We start from the raw sequence: 18,127 nt of genomic DNA on the forward strand, positions 1-18,127 counted from the left end.
GCTTGGCGGCTAAGACGGCCTAACTTATGGTTGAGAAATTGCCAATCGACCGCCCTGGCCGCCATCCCTGCCGTGCATTTGCACAAAAGACATACCAAAGTGCAGGTCTTTATACGAGAATCTGATAAAAATCGAAAAAGACGTGCAATTCTTCAGTTGAATCGGCCTAAAAATCCGAAAATCCGCGAAAACGCGAAAATCACCTGCACATTTGCTTGTCTTTGGCTGATTTCAGCTAACTTGGCCTCAAAGACCTGCATTATTGACGGTCCTTCGTGGTAGCACATCAGGCGGCAGATGGCCAGACCGTACCTGCACTGCTCGGCAGGGGGCCAGATTTGCTCCGCTCGGCAGGCGCTGACCTACTCGCCTAAATCGATAGGCGGCCTGACACACTTGCCCTGCTTATCTATGCGGCAAAGAGTGAACCCGTCAAGGTTCACTCTTCGATCCTTCTCATCCGAGGCCGTCATTCGCTACTCATTATCGGCCACTATAGCTACCTGCCTGAGGTTCATCAGCGTTCCGCCTTTCAACCTGCCGGCCCGGACCGCTAGCGAATAAACTCCCTCCTGCTCCAGGCGGAATTCTCCGACCTCGAACGTTCGGTATTCGTAAGGTCCCCCGGTCTCCTGTACCTCTGCCTCCAAGGTCAGAACCGTTTCCGTTTCTCCGGCAGTGCCTGCAGAAGGAGTAGCAGATAGCGAGCCTATCATTCCTTCCGCACCTGAGGAACCGACCGTGCCCGCAGAAGAAGTTGGAGATGGGGCTCCCGCTCCCCTCTTGCCTCCCGTACCGGCGGAACCAACTGTGCCAGCCTCCCTATTCTCACCGATCCTGCAGGTTTCCACGATGAAGGCGCCTCCCGACTCGCCCGGCGCAGCCCCATACGTGACCCGTACTTTGTAGACCCCCGGCTCAGCACACCGATAGGTCCATCGGATCCAATCTCCGGGATCGGACCAATCGGTCACAATGTCGCGATCCTTCTTACCGGTATCGTACCTTAACGTCTCTCCGTGAATTTCTCCGTCGAACACAGGAAATACGTTGTCATAGCCGGAAGCATACAGCCGTTTGACCGGATTGGCGTCCACCGTCCCGTCCAATTCGACCGACAGGACCGTTACAAGCGGGTCGGGGGCTTCCGCCGGAACGCGGATGAGCCAATCTTCTCCGTTCATCCGGATGACCTCCAGTGGCTTGCGATGCGGGTCGGCCAGCAAGGAAGCCTGTCTGATCCTATTGCGAATCCCCGGAACAAGCAGCTCACCGTTATCCGGCCAATGGAAGACATGCAGATACAGCGTGCTTCCCTTCATCGTGCATCGTCCCCACGGCGGCTTGCCGATAGGGCTCTGAACCGAGCCGTAAACACTCTCTCCGTTAACGCGCAGCCAATCCCCAATGGCCTTGAGAAGCTTCCGGGACATCGGATCGAAATCCCCTTCGCCGGTAGGCCCGACGTTGATCAGAAAATTACCGTTCATGCTGACGACGTCTATCATATTGTGCAAAATATCCAGCGGCGACTTCCAGTTATTGTCCAGCTTCTTGTATCCCCATGAATCGTTCAGCGTTACGATAGATTCCCAATCCGGCCTGGACACCCGGACATGGGGCTGATTATCCATCGTATTGCCGTAATCGCCGAGAGGGTCCTTCCACACCCTCCGGTTAACCAGACAGGCCGGCTGTTCCTTGCGGACCGCCTCCACGAATCTTTCGCCCTGTTCTCTGGTCAGTTTCTGGCCGCAATCGAACCATAGGATCCCGACCGGACCGTATTGTGTCAGCAGTTCCCGGATTTGCGGGAACGCCTTCTGCTGCAGATACCGCTCATAGCGCGATGCCTTGTCCTCATCGTCTATCCAAGACTCCACAGGGTCATAGGCCCCGATATTCCCGGGAAAATCTAATGTGTTCCCTTGCGAATCCGGATGATGCCAATCCATCGCATGAGAATAGTAAAAACAGAGCTTCACCCCATGCTTGGCACATGCCTCCGCCAGCTCCGCCATCGGGTCCCGCCCGAACGGAGTAGCCTTGACGATGTTGTAGTCGCTCACCTTGGAATCATACATGGCGAACCCGTCGTGATGCTTGGCCGTCACAACCAAATACTTAAGGCCGGCATCCTTGGCGGCCAGCACCCATTCCTCGGCATCGAATCGGACCGGGTTAAATTCGCCCGCGATCGTTTCATATTCCTTAACGGGGATTTCCGCCTTTAGCTGCAGATGCTCGGCATAGGCCGCCTTGACTTCCTCTCCCCGCCAAATTCCGGCAGGGAGCGAATAAAGCCCCCAATGGATAAACAGCCCGAGCCTAGCCTCCCGCCACCAAGCTATTCTCTCATCATGACCGGCATCGGCCGGGGCAGCTTCTCCGCCCCGGCTATGCCGACTTTCCCTGGCTTCCTGTTCCGCATTATCCATTAAATCTTCTCTATCTCTCATAGCCATAGCCTTTCCCTTCCTTCTTGGTTAGAAGTTGTTCGGATCGCTGCGGGTCATCCCCATTCTATTTGCATTCCCAATCCGATCCTCGCCTTCCCGGATACTAATGTGTGCACTGTTCCAAGCGTATCACATGGGAAGGGAGAACCGATGGCTTTTTTACAGATAAAATTGGGTTTTCTTATGCTCCCCGAGCCTACTTTTTGAAGGAAGATACCTCATAGGCTTCCTGGAAGATTTCCAGATACCTCGGAAGCTTCATCTTTTCCAAAGTCTTCACATAATTATCCCATTCCTTGTCGATGTCGATCTCTCCTATCACCGCCTTCGCCAGCATTTCATCCTTGTAATCGGTAATCGTCTTCTGAATGTCGGCCAATTCCTCAGCCTGCTCGTTAGTAAAGAACAGGGGAGGAACGACCAGCCCCGGATCCATTCTATAAGGCTCATAGTTGTTCTTCGTTTCGTTATACAGAATGACCTCCAGCGGGTTCTCCGGATCGGCCACCTGGCTCAACCGGAATTCATTCGTGCGAAGCGAAGGGCCGGATTGCGACCAATGTACGTTCTGCACCCCGCCAAACGTCGAAAGCTGCTTCCATTTCCCCGGCTTCCCGTCAATGCCCAACTCACCTTCCGCCGCTTCTACCCACTCCTGGCCAGGTCTTCCAATATTCGACCGCATCGTTCCTTCTTCACTGTACAGGAAGTCCGCCAGCCGGAACGCAGCCTCCGGGTTCTTCGCCTTATTCGTAATCACGAAATATCCGTTACCCGTCGCGCTATATGGATTGTAGTTCGCCGAGCGGATGCCTCCAGGGCCTTCCAGCGGCGGAATCGTCACATAATCCTTCGCCCGGTCGGAATCCATCGACACGAAAACAGTAGGGTTCTGAGAGGCAACCGCTCCCAGAATTGGAGCTTCCGGATTCTCCCCCATTTGCTTCAATTGGTTCCGGTCCTGGGTAAAGCTTTGCGGCGACAGAAGCCCTTCCTCGAACAACGAATGCAGATACTTCAGGCCTTCCTTCCATTCGGGCTTGTTATAGGCCACATCGATCTTGCCATCCTTCAGGAACATGCCGGAGCCGTCGAATTCGATGAACGAACGCATCAGGAACAAATCGATCTTGCTCTGCGGTCCGTTAGTCGCCCCGACCAGAGGAATTTCATCGGCTTTGCCGTTTCCGTTCGGATCCTTGTCCTTAAATGCCCGGAGTACTTCGCGGAACTCCTCCGTGGTCTGGGGCACCGGCAGATTCAGCTTATCGAGCCAAGCTTTGTTAATCCACATCTTCGTCCCCATGGAGCAGTGGTAGCAGTCGTTTACCATGGGCAGGGCATAGATGTTGCCATCCGGTGCGGTAATCACGTCCCGCGCCGTAGGAGCCGCTTCGAACATCTGCTTCGTATATTCCCCGTATTTCTCAATCAGATCGTTGAGCGGCAGGAAAACCCCGTCCTTCCCGTACAGCGCCTGCTGGACCGGTTTGACCGCAAAACCCATAATGACCTCGGGATAATCTCCGCTGGCCAGCGTAATATTCAGCTTCTCATCGGCCGTTTTGTTCGGCGCCACCTCCCATTCGATGTGAATGTTCGTCTTTTCCTCCAGCCACTTCGTAAATTCGTTAGTGGCGAAGTTCTCTACCGCATTGCTCCCTTTCATGAGCACCTTGATCGTTGTTTTTTCATTGGTAATAGGAAATACACCCGTCGGATTGACGGTCGCCGCTGAAGCAGGATCCGCCCCGGGCTCCTCTTTACTGCCGCAAGCACTCATAACCAGTGTTGAACCGAGCATCAGACACATACCGGCGGACACATATTTTTTTAACATATTAACCCCTCCCTACAGCCTTTGTGATCTATGGCGGTTATCCCTTCAGGGAACCGATCATGATTCCTTTGACAAAATGTCTTTGAATAAAAGGATAAATAACAAGAACAGGTATGGTGGATACAACGATCAAAGAATATTTCAGCAATTCCCGCAAGCTTTCCCTGGCGGCGGCATCGGCCACGTCCGACATCATCTCCGCGTCCACCTCGTTCTGTATAAGAATGTCCCGAAGGACAAGCTGCAGCGGATACAGCTCCTGCCTCTTTAGATACAGAAGAGCGCTGAAGAAGGAATTCCAATGGCCGACCGCATAGAACAAGGTCAGAACGGCGATAATCGGTCCGGAAAGCGGAAGCACGACATGGAGCAAAAACTTGAAATCGCTGCACCCGTCCAATTGTCCCGCATCCAGCAGCTCATCGGGAATGGTCGTCTGGAAGAACGTTCTCGTGATAATGACGTTCATTACGCTCAGCGCGCCCGGGAAGATCAGGGCCCAACGCGTATCGATCATGCCCAGATCCTTGACCAACAGGTAAGAGGGGATCAGACCGCCCGAGAACATGATCGTGAACACAAACAGCGCCATGATTACATGCCGGATATAGAAATCCTTACGCGACAGCGGATAAGCCGCCATCAAGGTAAGAACGACATTGACCACCGTTCCTACGACGGTATAGAACAACGAATTGGCAAATCCGGTCCAAATCAGCTTATGTTTAAAAACAGCCTCATACCCGGCCAAAGAAAAGTCCACCGGCCACAGCCATACCTTGCCCGATACGACAGCAAGCGGAGAGCTGAAGGAAGCGCTAACAATATAGACAAGCGGATAAAGGATCGTGATCGTAAACAGAAACAGGATGGTATAGTTAATGAGATTAAATAATCGGTCTCCTCTGCTTTCCACTACTCGATTCGAATTCATCTTTCTTCACGCCTCTCGTTCATTAAGCTGGATCTTACCATAGGCTTGTCTCTCCGACCTTCCTGGCGATTCTGTTGACGAGCACCAGCAGGATCAGATTGATAACCGATTTGAACAGTCCGATGGCAGAGGAATACGAATAGTTGATCGCCGTGGAAGCCAGCCCCACTTTGTAAACGTAAGTGTCAATGACTTCCGATGTGCTCAGGTTCAGCGGATTTTGCATGAGAAGCACCTTCTCGAAGCCGGTATCCAGAATGTTGCCGGTGTTCAGAATAAGCAAAATGACGGCAACGGGTACGATTCCCGGCAAATCGATATGCCACATTCTTTGGAGCTTGCTCGCTCCGTCAACGACAGCGGCCTCGTGAAGCGACGGATCAATCGATGAAAGCGCCGCCAAATAGATGATGCAGGAAAAACCGACATTCTGCCATATTCCCGACCATACGTAAATGGATTTAAACAAATCCGGGCTGCCCATAAAATTGATCGGCTGAAAGCCGAAAAACTGCAAAATCATATTGACTACCCCGATGCGCGGATCGAGAAGCTGCAAAATAATCCCGACCATGACGACCACCGATATGAAATGGGGGGCGTAGGTAATCATCTGCACTGATTTTTTGAAAAACCGCTGATTTACGTAATTCAGGCACAAGGCCAACAGAATGGGAAACGGAAACCCTGCAATAAGGCTGTACAAGCTTAGAATCAGCGTATTTTTCATAATTCTCCAGAACTCGTAGGAGTCGAAGAATCGCACGAAATGCTTCAGTCCTACCCAATCGCTTCCCCAGAAGCCCTTGGTCGGGACGAAATCCTGAAAGGAAATCAGTGCTCCGTACATCGGCCAGTATTTAAAAATAACCAAATAGATAAACGGCGCCAGCATCAATAAATAGAGCTGCCAGCATTTCCTTACATTCTTGACGAGCAACACCAGCGGGGAGGCTTGAGCTGCACGGTAGGTTTGTTTGCGTCTGGTCAGTTCCAGAACCATCCTCCTCCTCTATTCAAAAATCGTTTCAACGGAACCTCATTCCCCCTCGTCTGTTGGTTTCTAGTGATTTCATAGATTTGTCAAATCATAGATTCATCATAAATGAATCGGAAAAAAGCTCATTATATTGATTTACGCTCCTATCTTCTATCTTAAGGTGACGCCCGGCCATCCCGGCGAATCCGACGGCATCGGTATCCGGCATCGTCAGCGTAACGGCCGTCCCTTGGCCCGGCGCGCTCTCCACACTAAGCCCATACTGCGCCCCGAACACCATTTGAATACGGTTATGCACATTAATCAAACCGATTCCGCCATGCTCTCCAGCTTGACCCACTTCGACCTGCTCTTCCGCGGATAACTGTTCTCTCAGCTGCCTCTCTTTAGACCTCTGCGCCTCATTAACGGACAGCTTCATCCGGAGCTTAAGCAGCTCTTCCTCCGGCATTCCCTGGCCGTTATCGGCAACGGTAATTTTCAGCCGCTGTCCCTCCGCCTCGGCGTAAATGCGGATGTAGTGGTAATCCTCAATCCCATCCGGAAACGCATGCTTAAAGGCGTTCTCCACCAAAGGCTGCAGCGTAAGCCGGACCATCTTCTTAAGCAAATATTCGGGAGGGATATCGACCTGAAGCTCGAATGGCTGTTCAAACCGGTAATTCATGATGGTCATATAATGAAGAACATGCTTCAGTTCATTCGCTACCGTAATTTCCTCCAAATCGGTCTGTACGGAATAACGGAGCATTAGCGACATGGCCCGGACTATATCCTTGATCTCTTCGGACTCCTGAACGACAGCATAGCAGATAACCGTTTCCAGCGTGTTATACAGAAAATGCGGATTGATCTGCAGCTGTAGCGCCTGAAATTCGGCTAACTGCCGTTTGAATAAATTATCCTGGTTCTTCAGCTCGCTTTCGTACACCCTCTCGACCAGCTCCGACAGTCGCGAAACCATGATGTTGTAGCTGTGAATCAGGCGATCCATCTCGTCCTTCTTGCCGCGCAGAGGCACCTTCGTCCAATCTCCCTTCTCCGTCCGGCGCATCCCTTGTTCGATCATTCGGATCGGAGAGATGATCGACCGGCCGAATCGGTAAGCAAGAAGCAGGGCGACGACAATGCTGATTGCACTGGCCGCGAGTGTCGTCTGCCGGATGGTCTGCACCGGCTTCCTGACCGCTTCCAACGGCATGGAAGATACAAGCGTCCACCCGGAATAATCCGACCGCCTGCTGAAATAGATTCGCTGAAGGCCTTCTTCGCCTGCCTCTTCATCGATAAAGAAGGCTCCCTCATGATCCCGGACCTGCTCGAATAGACGGCCCTCCAATTGCTTGCCGATCTTCTCTTTATTCGGATCGTAAACAATTTTCCCCCGATCGTTGACAATAAAAAAATATCCGCGATCCCCCAGCCTAATCCCTTTCCAGAGCGTGGTTAATTCTTCAATTCTCAACTCGATGCCCACGATTCCTTTGAAAAGCTTTGACGTCTGGCGTCCGGATATTTTGCGCGCCAGCGCAAGCTGGCCATCAAGAAAGCTCCAATCTATCAACGACAGAGAACCGTCATCCTTCGTCTGCTCCCGCAAATCCTCCAGACTATCCTTCAACACGGACTCGCTAAAGGGAGGATGATCAATATTGAAGTCATGAAAGGTCATGCCGTTATAGCTGATTAAATAAATCATGCTGATTTCCGGGTTGTTGATAAATATCGGCTTGAACAGCTCATCCTTGATTTGAGCAGATAAGGAATAATACGTAAAATATTGATTCTGCTCGGCATCCAGAAACTGTTTTACTTGACTGGAGGTAAGCAGCGACAGCGTTGCCCTCTCGTAGCTTTTAATATAAAGATCGGTGTGATGCAGGGCGTTGTCAACGATTTGCGTCAGCATCTCTTCGTGCAGCAGATCGAGCTCCCGGGACGAGGTTACATACATGGATATGCTCACAATGGAGAAGGAGACGATGATGACTATAACGAACGACATAAAAACTTTGACCGCCAGGCTTCTTCTCCACATTATCGAATGCCCAGCATCTGCCTGTACTCCGTAGGAGACAGTCCGGTAATTTTTTTGAATATTTTGGTGAAATGGGGATAATTCTGATAGCCGATTTCCATGCCCACATCGACAATTTTGTAATGCGGGAGCTCCAGCAGCTTTTTCGCCATTTCGATCCGTTTCTTCATCCGGTACTGCACGAAAGTTTCGTTGGTCATTTTTTTGAAATAAAAGCTAAAATAAGTCGGGGCGAGACCGACCTTCTCCGCGACGTCCTCCAAGCTTATTTCTTCCGTAATATGCTGGTCTATGTAGGCCTTCGCCTCCTCGAACAGATTCTTCTCCATGCCTCCCCGCCAATGATGCAGTTCATTACACAGACGATGCAGCTCCTGCTTCAAATAATCGATCACTTCCGATCGCGAAGCGGCTGTTCTGCCCGCAGGCCCCATTTCAAAACGGTACACGCTGCGCGAGTTCAGCTTCTTCACGAGCAGCGCGAGCCCGTCTTCCACAATTTGCTGAAGCTGAGCCGTCTTCAGATGAGCATAACCGCTCTCCACCCACTGCTCCACTAAAGCGTAAACTTTGTCGATATCTACCGCCCATATGGTCTGCTCGACGGTCTCCAGCCATTCCTCATAGTGGATAAGAGACAGGGAATAGGCTCCTTCTTCCTTCAGCAGCCTATCCAGCACCGGGTATAGCTCTTTTTCTGTAATCGGTTTCAACAAATACTCTTTTACGCCGTAAGTGAGGCATTTCTGAGCGTAGAAGAAATCACTGTATCCCGATATTACTACCATTTTGACGTGAAACCGGTTCTCGTCGATCTGCCTGCACAGCTCCAGACCGTCCATCTTCGGCATACGGATATCGGTTAACACCAAATCCGGGATCCGCTTGTTGATTTGCTCTAACGCAGCAGCGCCGTTCGGCATTGCCAGCACCTCGCAGTCAGGATCATACTGCTTGATAAGCTTCACCAATCCGGCACGAATGATGGGCTCGTCATCTACAACCAGCAAAGTAGCCATTCGTTTTCACTCCTTTGTCCACATTTACAAAGAGATACCACTGGCGGTTGGATGATCTTACCACAAACTCCTTCCGTTGTCTCATGGCTAAATTAAGATAGGATTGGTTTTTTTAAGCTGGAAGCCTTCCGGCTACCCCAGCTCTCGGAATCTCGCGCTCCTCGGCTTGGACGGCTATCCCTTCTAATCAGAATCATGGAATCCTGGGCCTGAGCCCCTCCCTGATCTCCATGGTGCATCCAACCTTCCTCTATCGGTCGCTATTACCCGCCTCCATAGGCCTCCTGATCCAAGGGGATAATGGTCAAAAGGCGTCAAAACAACAGGTAAGCTGAGGAGGAGCGGTCACAAATGCGGACTTTCCCGCAAACGAAATGGCTAGAGTCTAATTGAAGCTTTATTATTTCGTGATTGAGTGGAGTAAGGAGAGTAGGCTAAGGAAAGAGCTGCAAGACATGAATGTAAGCTGAATGAGGATTAAAGGCCCTGCTTGTCATTTTGTTAGGTTTCTCCTATTTTATAAATAGAGGATTTTAGAGGGGGATAATCGATGAGGGACATGCAGGAATACTCTCACGAGTATGCGGAGTATCATTATTACAAGCCGTCCGAGATGGAAAGAATGGGCGGCCTGTGGCTGGTCAGGGCCGGAAGGAACCAGGCCAAGCCCAATTACCAAGTCGGCTCCCGCTTTATCGAGTGCTACAGTATACATTTTGTGCTGGGGGGTCAGGTGAAGGTGGAACGGGGGAAGCTGTCCCTGATTTTAAAGCAAGGGGATCTGTTCTGCCTATATCCGCAAATCGCCTACTCCTATCAGGTGGTTCCTTCATCATCGCCGCTCCGCATGTGCTGGATAGCGATGGACGGCGGGCAGGTTCCGCACCTGCTGGAAGCGGCAGGGCTCTCTCCGGAACGGCCCTACCGGGAGCAAACGGTCGGCTCTCATGTTCTTTCTACGTTAGAAGGATTGATGGACGTTCTGCGCAAGCAGCAAGGAGCCGGGTCCGCTGCGGCCATTCTGTCGCTCATCTACCAATTGTTCAGTCAGATGACTGTCCGCCATTCGGAGATTCCTCCCGCTAAACGTTCCGCGTGGCTGCAGCAGAGCGTCGACTTCCTGAAGCTTCATTTCTCCGAAGGCATTTCGATTCAGGATGCAGCGGATTATGCCGGAGTCAACCGATCGTACTTCTCCTCGGTTTTTACCGAACAGATGGGCATTTCACCGCTGCGCTACTTGCAGAAGCTGAAGATGGAGAAGGCGGCCAAGCTGCTGCAGGACACCTCCATGCCTGTAACGGAGATTGCCTTGTCCACCGGTTATCCGGATCTATTTTCATTCTCCAAGGCCTTCTCCAAATATTATGGCCAGCCGCCCAGCAAGTACCGGCAGCCGCCGGTCCCCGACACTTGACGTTACGGTCGGAAGAACTTCGCGGAACAGCCGCCGGGGTTAGCGCCTAGTCCTGCCAATAGACGTAGTACTTGCCCTTTCGATGCTGTACATCTTCTATCCTGCCGCGCGCCCGCTCCGAGATCTCGGTTATTTTCCGGCCTTGGACCATGGGGACGGACAAATATAATTTGTTCACCTCTACCTCCAAGGCATCAGCCGGGGCCTGATCCCGGTCCCGGGTAACCCTAAGCCGCCAGGATTCCAGCAGCAGTCTTCTTAACCGGCCACTCGTACCGGGATGCCTGAGCAGCTCCTGCTCCAGCATGGAGTCGGTCATTCCGATAAGCTGCCGTTTATCCGGACGGGCCTCCCTAATCCATTGGAAGACGATCTGCCGAAGCTCCGAATTTGCGGCAATGTTCGCAGGTGAGGTATGGAATTTGGCCTCTTCCACTATGAGGTCCACCATCAGCTCGGCTGCCTCCCTATCCGCCTGCACTCCATCGGGAGCAGGGAACAACCGGTCCAGCAGCTCATTCGGCTCAACGGGCAGATAGCCTCCCGCCTGCGCGCTGCGCGCCCAGGAATCCAGGTGGTCCAGGTGCAGAACTCCCGTAGAATTTCTTAGCAAACTCGGGACTTCTCCATGGACATAAGCCCAGATCTCCTCCGGATGGATTCCGTGCTCCTGCAAAATGCCGGATAATTCCTCTCCAAACAACATATCCCGGGTCCACTGGTGATGATCTATCCCTTCGATTCCTTCCAGCGAATGGCTGAACGGGCCGTGACCGATATCATGCAGCAGGGAAGCCGCCCTCAGCGTCCCGTTATCCGGACAGTAATGGGCAATTAAAGAGAACACGCCCAAAGTATGCTGCAAACGACTGAACGTATGATGCGTATTGATTCGTGAAGCTCCGCCGTGATGAACGTAATGCAGTCTTCTCAAGGCGGATGATTGCAAAATCCGCTTCTCCACAGGCAGCAGAGGTGTGGCGATCCGCCATAACGGCTCCCATAAAGTATCGGAGGCCGCATCGGTTCTAGCTATGTAATCTTGTTCATTTACGAGTACCATCGTATTCCCTCCCTGGAAGACATTAGAATGAATAGCGTCATGGTCAAATCGGTGAATCTCACTTTTATGGAGTTTATATTTTCCCTACGGGGACCCTGGCCTTGACGGATTTTGCATATTCCGTCGGACTCATGCCGGTCGTTTTCTTGAAGGCTTTGGAAAAATAATGAACGCTGCTGAAGCCGAGCCGGTCTGCAATTTCCGTAAAATTGGCCGATTCCTCGCGAATATACGATTTGGCACGATCTATTCTTAACTGCCCGAAGTATTCCATCAACGAGTAACCTGTTCTTCGCTTGAACAGCTCTTTCAGCTTCGTTTTGGACATATGCAGGGTTTCACTCATCTCGGCCAGGGACAGCTTGGAGCCCAATCTTCCTTCCAGGTAGGAGATGATGTCTCTCACCATCTGGGCTTCCTTGTTCTCTTTAGCCGTGGAAGATAAGGGGACCGGTACGGACTCCCCTGTGGTCCGCCTGGATTGTTCCTTGCGAAGGAGACGCAGCAGGAACGTTTCCAGATAGAGCTTGATCAGCTGTTCGGAACCGACGGGAGCATCGGCTCTTCGTTGAAGAGGAATCCGGAACGGGAAATGAAACGCATTCATTCCTTCCCGAACGATCTCAGCCAGCAAATTTCGCTCCTCGTCCCCAAGCCGGATAATTTTGTTCTCGAACATCTTCATCATATCCGAATGGCATTCAAAGCTCATAACGATCAAATTCGGCGCGACCACCCGGTTCGCATAGATGCTGTGGAATTCATTAGGCTTATGAAAAATAATCGAGCCCTGCTTTAGAAGATGCAGTGTTTCATCGGCCCTTACAGCTACTTCCCCTTTATCAATGTAAAGAAACTCCCAGAAATCATGTTCTTCACCGGGAAAAACGAAATCCTTGGCGAACTCGAAATAATATAAGGAAACGATCCGGTCAATGACGACGGACTGATGCAGGACCGTTCTCGGGTATTGCTTCATGGTGATGCACGCTCCACATAGCTGTTTAGTATTACTGTACCTTTCCATCATACATGAACTGGAGATTTAAGGAAACCGCCCATACGAATTATACGACGACGGCAGGGTCATCGGGAAGAAATGTCCGACATGGCGCAAAAGTACAAATAAACGGGCTTTCAGAACAAAGAAAACTCGGAAGGTTCGTCTTATAATGAAGCCATTATCTTATATCGCATTAATTATCGGAGGGACATAAGTATGAAGCTTGGCGTCATTGGTTACGGAGCAAGAATCTCGCATGTGATTGATGAAATCATCCGGCAGGACCCTTCCTGCCGAATAGCTGCCATTACGGACATTCGCAAGGATAAGGTCAGACAGGAGCATCAGAAGTTACAGGATGTAACCTTCTATGATTCTGCGGAACAGATGCTGGATAGCGAGAAGCTGGACGGCGTCCTGATCGGAACCCGCTGTTCCCTGCATACGGAATTAGCCTTGAAGGTGCTGCCAACGGGGCTCCCTCTGTTTCTCGAGAAGCCGGTTGCCACAACCCTCGAGGATTTGCACAGGCTGCAGGAAGGCTATCGCGCCTCCCGTTCGCAAGTCGTCGTCTCCTTCCCGTTGAGAGTAACGACGATTGTACAGAAAGTGAAGGAAATCATCGATTCCGGCCAATTAGGCACGATCGAACATGCTCAGGCGATCAACAATGTGCCTTACGGCGGTGTCTATTATCATAACTGGTACCGGGATGAGGCGGAGACAGGCGGATTATTTCTGCAGAAAGCAACGCATGATTTCGACTATATCACCTATCTGCTGCAAAACCAGCCGGAAAGCATTGCTGCCATGACCTCGAAACAAATCTTTAAGGGCTCGAAGCCGGCCGGGCTGCAGTGTGCCGATTGCGAAGAAAACCGCACCTGTCCGGAAAGCACCGCATTCCGCTCCGATCTGCCGGATACCTGGAAGTATTGCTGTTTCGCCGAGGATACCGGAAATGAGGATTCCGGAAGCGCACTCATTCGCTTCAAATCCGGCATGCATCTCTCCTACTCCCAGAATTTCTTCGTGCGTAATGAGGCGGGGGCGCGCGGGGCACGCTTTATGGGCTTCAAGGGAACCGTAGAATTTGATTTCTATACCAAACAAGTAAAAGTGATGATGCATCATGAAGATACGGTTAAAACTTATGAGATTAACCCGGCCGAAGGTCATTTTGGCGGTGACACGGTGCTCGCCCGCAACTTTATCGATGTGATGCGCGGGCAGGCAGAATCGGTCAGCACCCTGGATGACGGACTGCTGAGCGCCCTAATGTGCTTGAAAGCCAAGCAATCCGCTGAAACGGGAACCTTCCAAGCGATCGACTGGATACCTGTCAGAGCAGCAGTAGCCCAGCCGTAAACAACTGGATGGAAGATCCCGTCCGGACTTACTCCTTCGCAGTTATTAGCCGTCCTCTAAGTTCCTTCCGCTGGAGGACGCCCATATCCAGCCTGTCCGTTGACAGGCATGTAAAAGGGCAGGCGCCTAATAAGCGCCTGCCTGTTACGTAAGCGTACCATTGTCGAAGTCAGAAGACTTAGATCCAAGCGCGGCTGACAATAACCAAAAGGATGAAAAGAACTAAGATGACTCCTGTGCTGGTAAACAATCCTCCGACTCCACAGCTAAAACCTGCTCCTCCAACAAATCCACCCATAGTTGAGTCCTCCTTTCTTCGCCAACTAATGACATTATATGACCCTCCCCCAGCCGTGGTCTGGACTAATCGGCAAATGACAAATAGTCATCCGCCCGTTTTTGCGGCGATTACCCCCTTGCCATGGAATTCGGATCTATACCTCCATGTCGGCATTTTCAGTTCGTTATATACGGCAGTCTTCCAGACCGACGGCTTTATCCCCGGCAAGCATGTTTTTCTATTCTGCGGGAATAATGAAAGAAGCTGGAAATTACACATGGAGGTTATTTTAGCCATGAAAGTACAAGAACTCAGGGATCGGGTGGAAGAGCTATCCGAGCAAAATCAAACCGTTCTTAATGAAATTGATCAACTCAAGAAGCTGATCCGTGAAGGCCTTTCCCAGCAAGGCGATAAAGGCCAATCCAATCCCCAATCAAGCAGTCAACGGGGCGGCGGGGCTTCCGGTGGACAACAACAATCAGCCGCTCCCAAGGGAAGCTCCTCCGGCTCCGGACAGGTATCCAATTTGGCCAACGAGCTAATGCAAATCAAAGATATGATAACCCATCTGGAGACGAAAACAAGCCAATATGTATCCAATCAAAGCGGAGGAAGTCTGAAGGAGCAGGATGTCGTTAATCTTGTGCTGACCTTGATGGATGGGATGATCGATTGGACCGCAGATTTCGTACAAAATAACAGTCAAAGCAATGCCTCGGGAAATTCTCCGTCCGGTTGACGGCCCTTAATCTCCAGTTAGGAGGTGTACGACAATAAAGCCGTCTCCTGACTCTATGGCAGGAACACGGCTATATTTTTAACCGCCGGCATGCTGGAACCGATGGACGAGTCTATCGATTTGAAGGAACCGGTAAGCTTATGGAACGGGATGGCCGCTGACCTCCGCCCACCTGCTCAATTCATTGGTACATACGAGCAGAGACGGATAACGGCTGATCATCCGCATGTGCTCCTCGTCATCTACTGTCCAGGCGATCAATTGAATCTCGTTCTGTTCACACTCCCGGATAAATTCCGGTGTTAGATAGCGGTAACCTACAGCCAAATAACGAAGATTCCGTTCCTTCATCAGAGGGAAGAAAGCCGGTGAAGCCCCGTGGTTAATCCAGCCTAGCCCCACTTCGGAATGCAGCTCCCGCATTCTTAGGACAGAGTAATGATCGAAGGATGTGAAGAAAACCTGCTCCTCCATTCCCAGCTTCCGAACCACTTCAAGCGAAGCCTCCTCCAAACCGGGATAATATCGGCCTAGCTGCTTCAACTCGATATTGACGATAATCCGGTCTTTCAACAGGGTTAGCGCTTCTTCCAGCGTTGGAAGCTCCTCCTGGCCGATTCGCAGCTTCTTCAGCTCTGCCAAGGTTAAATCCTTGATTCGGCCCGAGCCGTCCGTTGTGCGGTCGACAGACAGATCGTGACAGATGACCGGAACTCCGTCCCTGCTCAGCTGCACATCAAGCTCCAGATGAGAATAAGAATGGTTCACCGCCGCTTCGAAGGCGGACAAAGTATTTTCGGGAAAGCGCACCGGATCTCCCCTATGGGCCACTCCGCGTATTGTCATTCTCTTCACTCCTTGCCGCTTCTCATTCTTTTAGTACAGAAGGTTTCGATAGCTTCCACGACCCCATCGCCGCAGCTGCCGGAGCACACATAGTCCGCTCTCGACTTCAGCTCCGGATGGCTGTTCGCCACTGCCACTCCGATCCCGGCATACTCCAGCATGTCCAGATCGTTCATCTGATTGCCGATCGCCATCACTTCGGAGCGATCAATGCCGAGAAGGCCCAACAACGTCTGCAAGGCTCTTCCTTTACTCTGATTGGCCGGAAGCACTTCAAAAAAATCATCCTCCGATTGAACCGTAGAATAAGCTTCCTGTAATTCGGACGGCTGATTCTCCCACAAGCTTCTTATTTTCCCCATGCTGCCAATGACCAATATCTTCTGCACCATGCTTTCTACCCATGCAGAGGACTCCAGATCCGCTTGCCGGCAATGGACATTCTCTCTCTCTTCGAAACGGGCTACGTCCTCCGTCCTGCGAACGGTGCCCATGCCCGTCTCCTGAAATAAAATGACAGACAGACCTTGACGGTCGGCTTCCAGCAGAAAAGGAATCAGTTCCTTGACCGCCAGGGTCGCTTGCTGCCACACCTTATGCCGGTCGGCAATCACGGAGCCGTTGCATAAAATCATGGGGAGAGTGAGATTCAACTGCTCGATCGTCTGACGCGCAGATATAGCGGTCCTTCCCGTTGCTATCGTAAACAAGCCGCCGGCCGCCGTAAACGAATTCACTGCACGCAATACCGATTCGGTCACGCGATGTTCCTCCGACAGCAGTGTTCCATCCAAATCGCTGACTATCAATTTGATTGTCTTGTCCATCCAAAGCCCTTCCTTCCAAACTTCAGCCAGATATTCAACACCGCTTTCCGGCGGCCTCCTGCTGAAAAGATAATAAAGAAATGATGAATTCAATCCCCTCAAGCTATTTCAATCGGGTGTAACTTCATTCTCACACCACTTTCAGTTTTTGTCAACGTTTTCTTGTCTTTTGCTTTCGTTTTATTTTGTATATCAACGTTTTACCGTTATATTCATTTGATAATTTACATATATATTGGCAATCTGTATTCCGTTCATTGTTCTTTATTGTTGTTTCAACAAACTTTTTATTGTATGGAGAAAATGGCTTTGCTATAATTTATTTAAAATGAAACCTAGGAGCTGTGCTAAGATGCTGGCACCCCAAAGAAGAAATCAAATCATGCAAATATTGAACGAGAACAAACAGATTTTGGTTAAGGAAATATCACAAATCCTCAATGTATCGGAAGGTACGCTGCGCAATGACTTGAAAATATTGGAGGAAGACGGCCTGCTTGAACGGACCCACGGAGGGGCTGTGCTTCCCCAGCCGCCAACGTATGAAAATACATTTCATTCGCGCAGCCAAATCAATCAGCCGGAGAAGATGAAGATCGGCCGGGCGGCAGCCGAGCTGGTACAGAATGGGCAGTGTATTATTCTGGATGCCAGCTCTACCTCTCTGGAGCTGGCCAAGCATTTGTTTAATCACGAATATTTAACCGTTGTCACTAACGGCTTGGCAACTGCCCAGGAATTAACCAAAAATCCGCGAATCAATGTTATCGTCGTTGGCGGTGTACTCCGTCCCGGCTCCAGCTCATTGGAAGGATTGCTTGGCAAAGGGCTTCTCGGGCAAATTCATGCGGATGTTTTCTTCACTTCCGCCCAAGGGTTCACCTTGAATGAAGGACTGACCGATTTCAGCGTCTACGAAGCGGATTTGAAGAGACATATTGTTGCCAACGTTGGCCAGGTCGTTGCACTGCTTGATCATACCAAGCTGAATCGCCGATCGATCGCTACCTTCGCAGAGCTGCGGCAAATCGATACATTGGTGACGGATGATCAGGCTGACCCTGAATTCTTGCGTTCACTGGATGGAGTCCGCGTAGTGGTTGCAGGTCCTTAATACCGCCCTTGTATGCTTTACGCCCGAAGATATCCCGCCTGGTTCGGGATAGCCCTCGGGCGTTTATTCCGTCTAAAAGTTGGTCCCGGGGATCCGCATCCGGACAATGCCAACAGCGAACCCCCGAGCACGACGGCACTGAATTTATTAACTGCTTTCATTCCTTACCTCCAGCTT

The 18,127-nt window shown here is 51.1% G+C and carries 15 protein-coding genes; 4 read left to right on the forward strand and 11 right to left on the reverse strand.

Translation table 11 applies throughout. The features are described 5' to 3' along the window. Positions 1 to 476: 476 nt before the first annotated feature. From ACFQ03_RS07670 to ACFQ03_RS07695, 6 genes are all read right to left on the reverse strand, one after another. The gene (locus ACFQ03_RS07670; protein ID WP_379287240.1) at positions 477 to 2,465 is read right to left on the reverse strand and encodes an alpha-L-fucosidase; all 1,989 of its coding nucleotides are present in this window, start codon (positions 2,463 to 2,465) and stop codon (positions 477 to 479) included. Positions 2,466 to 2,655: 190 nt separating this feature from the next. Further along, positions 2,656 to 4,299, reverse strand: coding sequence for an ABC transporter substrate-binding protein (locus ACFQ03_RS07675; protein ID WP_379287242.1), 1,644 nt, complete (start codon positions 4,297 to 4,299; stop codon positions 2,656 to 2,658). Between the two features lie 37 nt (positions 4,300 to 4,336). Then, the gene (locus tag ACFQ03_RS07680) at positions 4,337 to 5,233 is read right to left on the reverse strand and encodes a carbohydrate ABC transporter permease (RefSeq protein ID WP_144932722.1); all 897 of its coding nucleotides are present in this window, start codon (positions 5,231 to 5,233) and stop codon (positions 4,337 to 4,339) included. A gap of 34 nt (positions 5,234 to 5,267) precedes the next feature. Continuing rightward, entirely contained in the window at positions 5,268 to 6,236 is a 969-nt protein-coding gene (locus ACFQ03_RS07685) for an ABC transporter permease (protein WP_144932720.1), read from the reverse strand. A gap of 85 nt (positions 6,237 to 6,321) precedes the next feature. After that, positions 6,322 to 8,271: a cache domain-containing sensor histidine kinase gene (locus ACFQ03_RS07690; protein WP_379287245.1), complete on the reverse strand. Its 1,950-nt coding sequence runs from the start codon at positions 8,269 to 8,271 to the stop codon at positions 6,322 to 6,324. Next, positions 8,271 to 9,290, reverse strand: a complete 1,020-nt coding sequence (locus ACFQ03_RS07695) for a response regulator transcription factor (RefSeq protein WP_379287247.1) — start codon at positions 9,288 to 9,290, stop codon at positions 8,271 to 8,273. Before ACFQ03_RS07695 ends, ACFQ03_RS07690 begins: the two co-directional genes overlap by 1 nt. Positions 9,291 to 9,840: 550 nt before the next feature. On the opposite strand from ACFQ03_RS07695, the gene ACFQ03_RS07700 reads away from it, so the two are divergent. After that, positions 9,841 to 10,707 (forward strand): AraC family transcriptional regulator, encoded by an 867-nt coding sequence (locus ACFQ03_RS07700; protein ID WP_379287249.1) that lies wholly within the window; start codon positions 9,841 to 9,843, stop codon positions 10,705 to 10,707. Positions 10,708 to 10,753: 46 nt separating this feature from the next. Here the strand turns inward: ACFQ03_RS07700 and ACFQ03_RS07705 are convergent, their stop codons facing one another. Together ACFQ03_RS07705 and ACFQ03_RS07710 are read right to left on the reverse strand one after the other, a co-directional pair. Then, on the reverse strand, positions 10,754 to 11,770 hold the full coding sequence (locus tag ACFQ03_RS07705) for an HD domain-containing protein (RefSeq protein WP_144932712.1): 1,017 nt from the start codon (positions 11,768 to 11,770) through the stop codon (positions 10,754 to 10,756). 73 nt (positions 11,771 to 11,843) lie between these two features. After that, on the reverse strand, positions 11,844 to 12,749 hold the full coding sequence (locus ACFQ03_RS07710) for an AraC family transcriptional regulator (RefSeq protein ID WP_144932710.1): 906 nt from the start codon (positions 12,747 to 12,749) through the stop codon (positions 11,844 to 11,846). Positions 12,750 to 12,989: 240 nt separating this feature from the next. On the opposite strand from ACFQ03_RS07710, the gene ACFQ03_RS07715 reads away from it, so the two are divergent. Beyond that, a complete protein-coding gene (locus ACFQ03_RS07715) occupies positions 12,990 to 14,141 on the forward strand; it encodes a Gfo/Idh/MocA family protein (protein WP_144932708.1) in 1,152 nt (383 codons plus the stop codon). Between the two features lie 178 nt (positions 14,142 to 14,319). Here ACFQ03_RS07715 and ACFQ03_RS07720 read toward each other — a convergent pair whose 3' ends face one another. Then, positions 14,320 to 14,439, reverse strand: a complete 120-nt coding sequence (locus tag ACFQ03_RS07720; protein WP_144932706.1) for a sporulation protein YjcZ — start codon at positions 14,437 to 14,439, stop codon at positions 14,320 to 14,322. 277 nt (positions 14,440 to 14,716) lie between these two features. Here ACFQ03_RS07720 and ACFQ03_RS07725 point away from each other — a divergent pair, with 277 nt between their 5' ends. After that, on the forward strand, positions 14,717 to 15,163 hold the full coding sequence (locus ACFQ03_RS07725) for a hypothetical protein (protein ID WP_144932704.1): 447 nt from the start codon (positions 14,717 to 14,719) through the stop codon (positions 15,161 to 15,163). Between the two features lie 138 nt (positions 15,164 to 15,301). On the opposite strand, the gene ACFQ03_RS07730 is transcribed toward ACFQ03_RS07725, so the two are convergent. Both ACFQ03_RS07730 and ACFQ03_RS07735 read right to left on the reverse strand, forming a co-directional pair. Further along, entirely contained in the window at positions 15,302 to 16,009 is a 708-nt protein-coding gene (locus ACFQ03_RS07730) for a glycerophosphodiester phosphodiesterase (RefSeq protein WP_144932702.1), read from the reverse strand. Positions 16,010 to 16,014: 5 nt separating this feature from the next. Continuing rightward, a complete protein-coding gene (locus ACFQ03_RS07735) occupies positions 16,015 to 16,836 on the reverse strand; it encodes a Cof-type HAD-IIB family hydrolase (RefSeq protein WP_144932700.1) in 822 nt (273 codons plus the stop codon). 352 nt (positions 16,837 to 17,188) lie between these two features. On the opposite strand from ACFQ03_RS07735, the gene ACFQ03_RS07740 reads away from it, so the two are divergent. Next, positions 17,189 to 17,950 carry a DeoR/GlpR family DNA-binding transcription regulator gene (locus tag ACFQ03_RS07740; RefSeq protein WP_144932698.1) on the forward strand — a complete coding sequence of 254 codons (762 nt, stop codon included), beginning with the start codon at positions 17,189 to 17,191 and terminating at the stop codon, positions 17,948 to 17,950. The last annotated feature ends 177 nt before the right edge of the window (positions 17,951 to 18,127 follow it).

Source organism: Paenibacillus residui, from assembly GCF_042677205.1.
GTDB lineage: Bacteria > Bacillota > Bacilli > Paenibacillales > NBRC-103111 > Paenibacillus_L > Paenibacillus_L residui.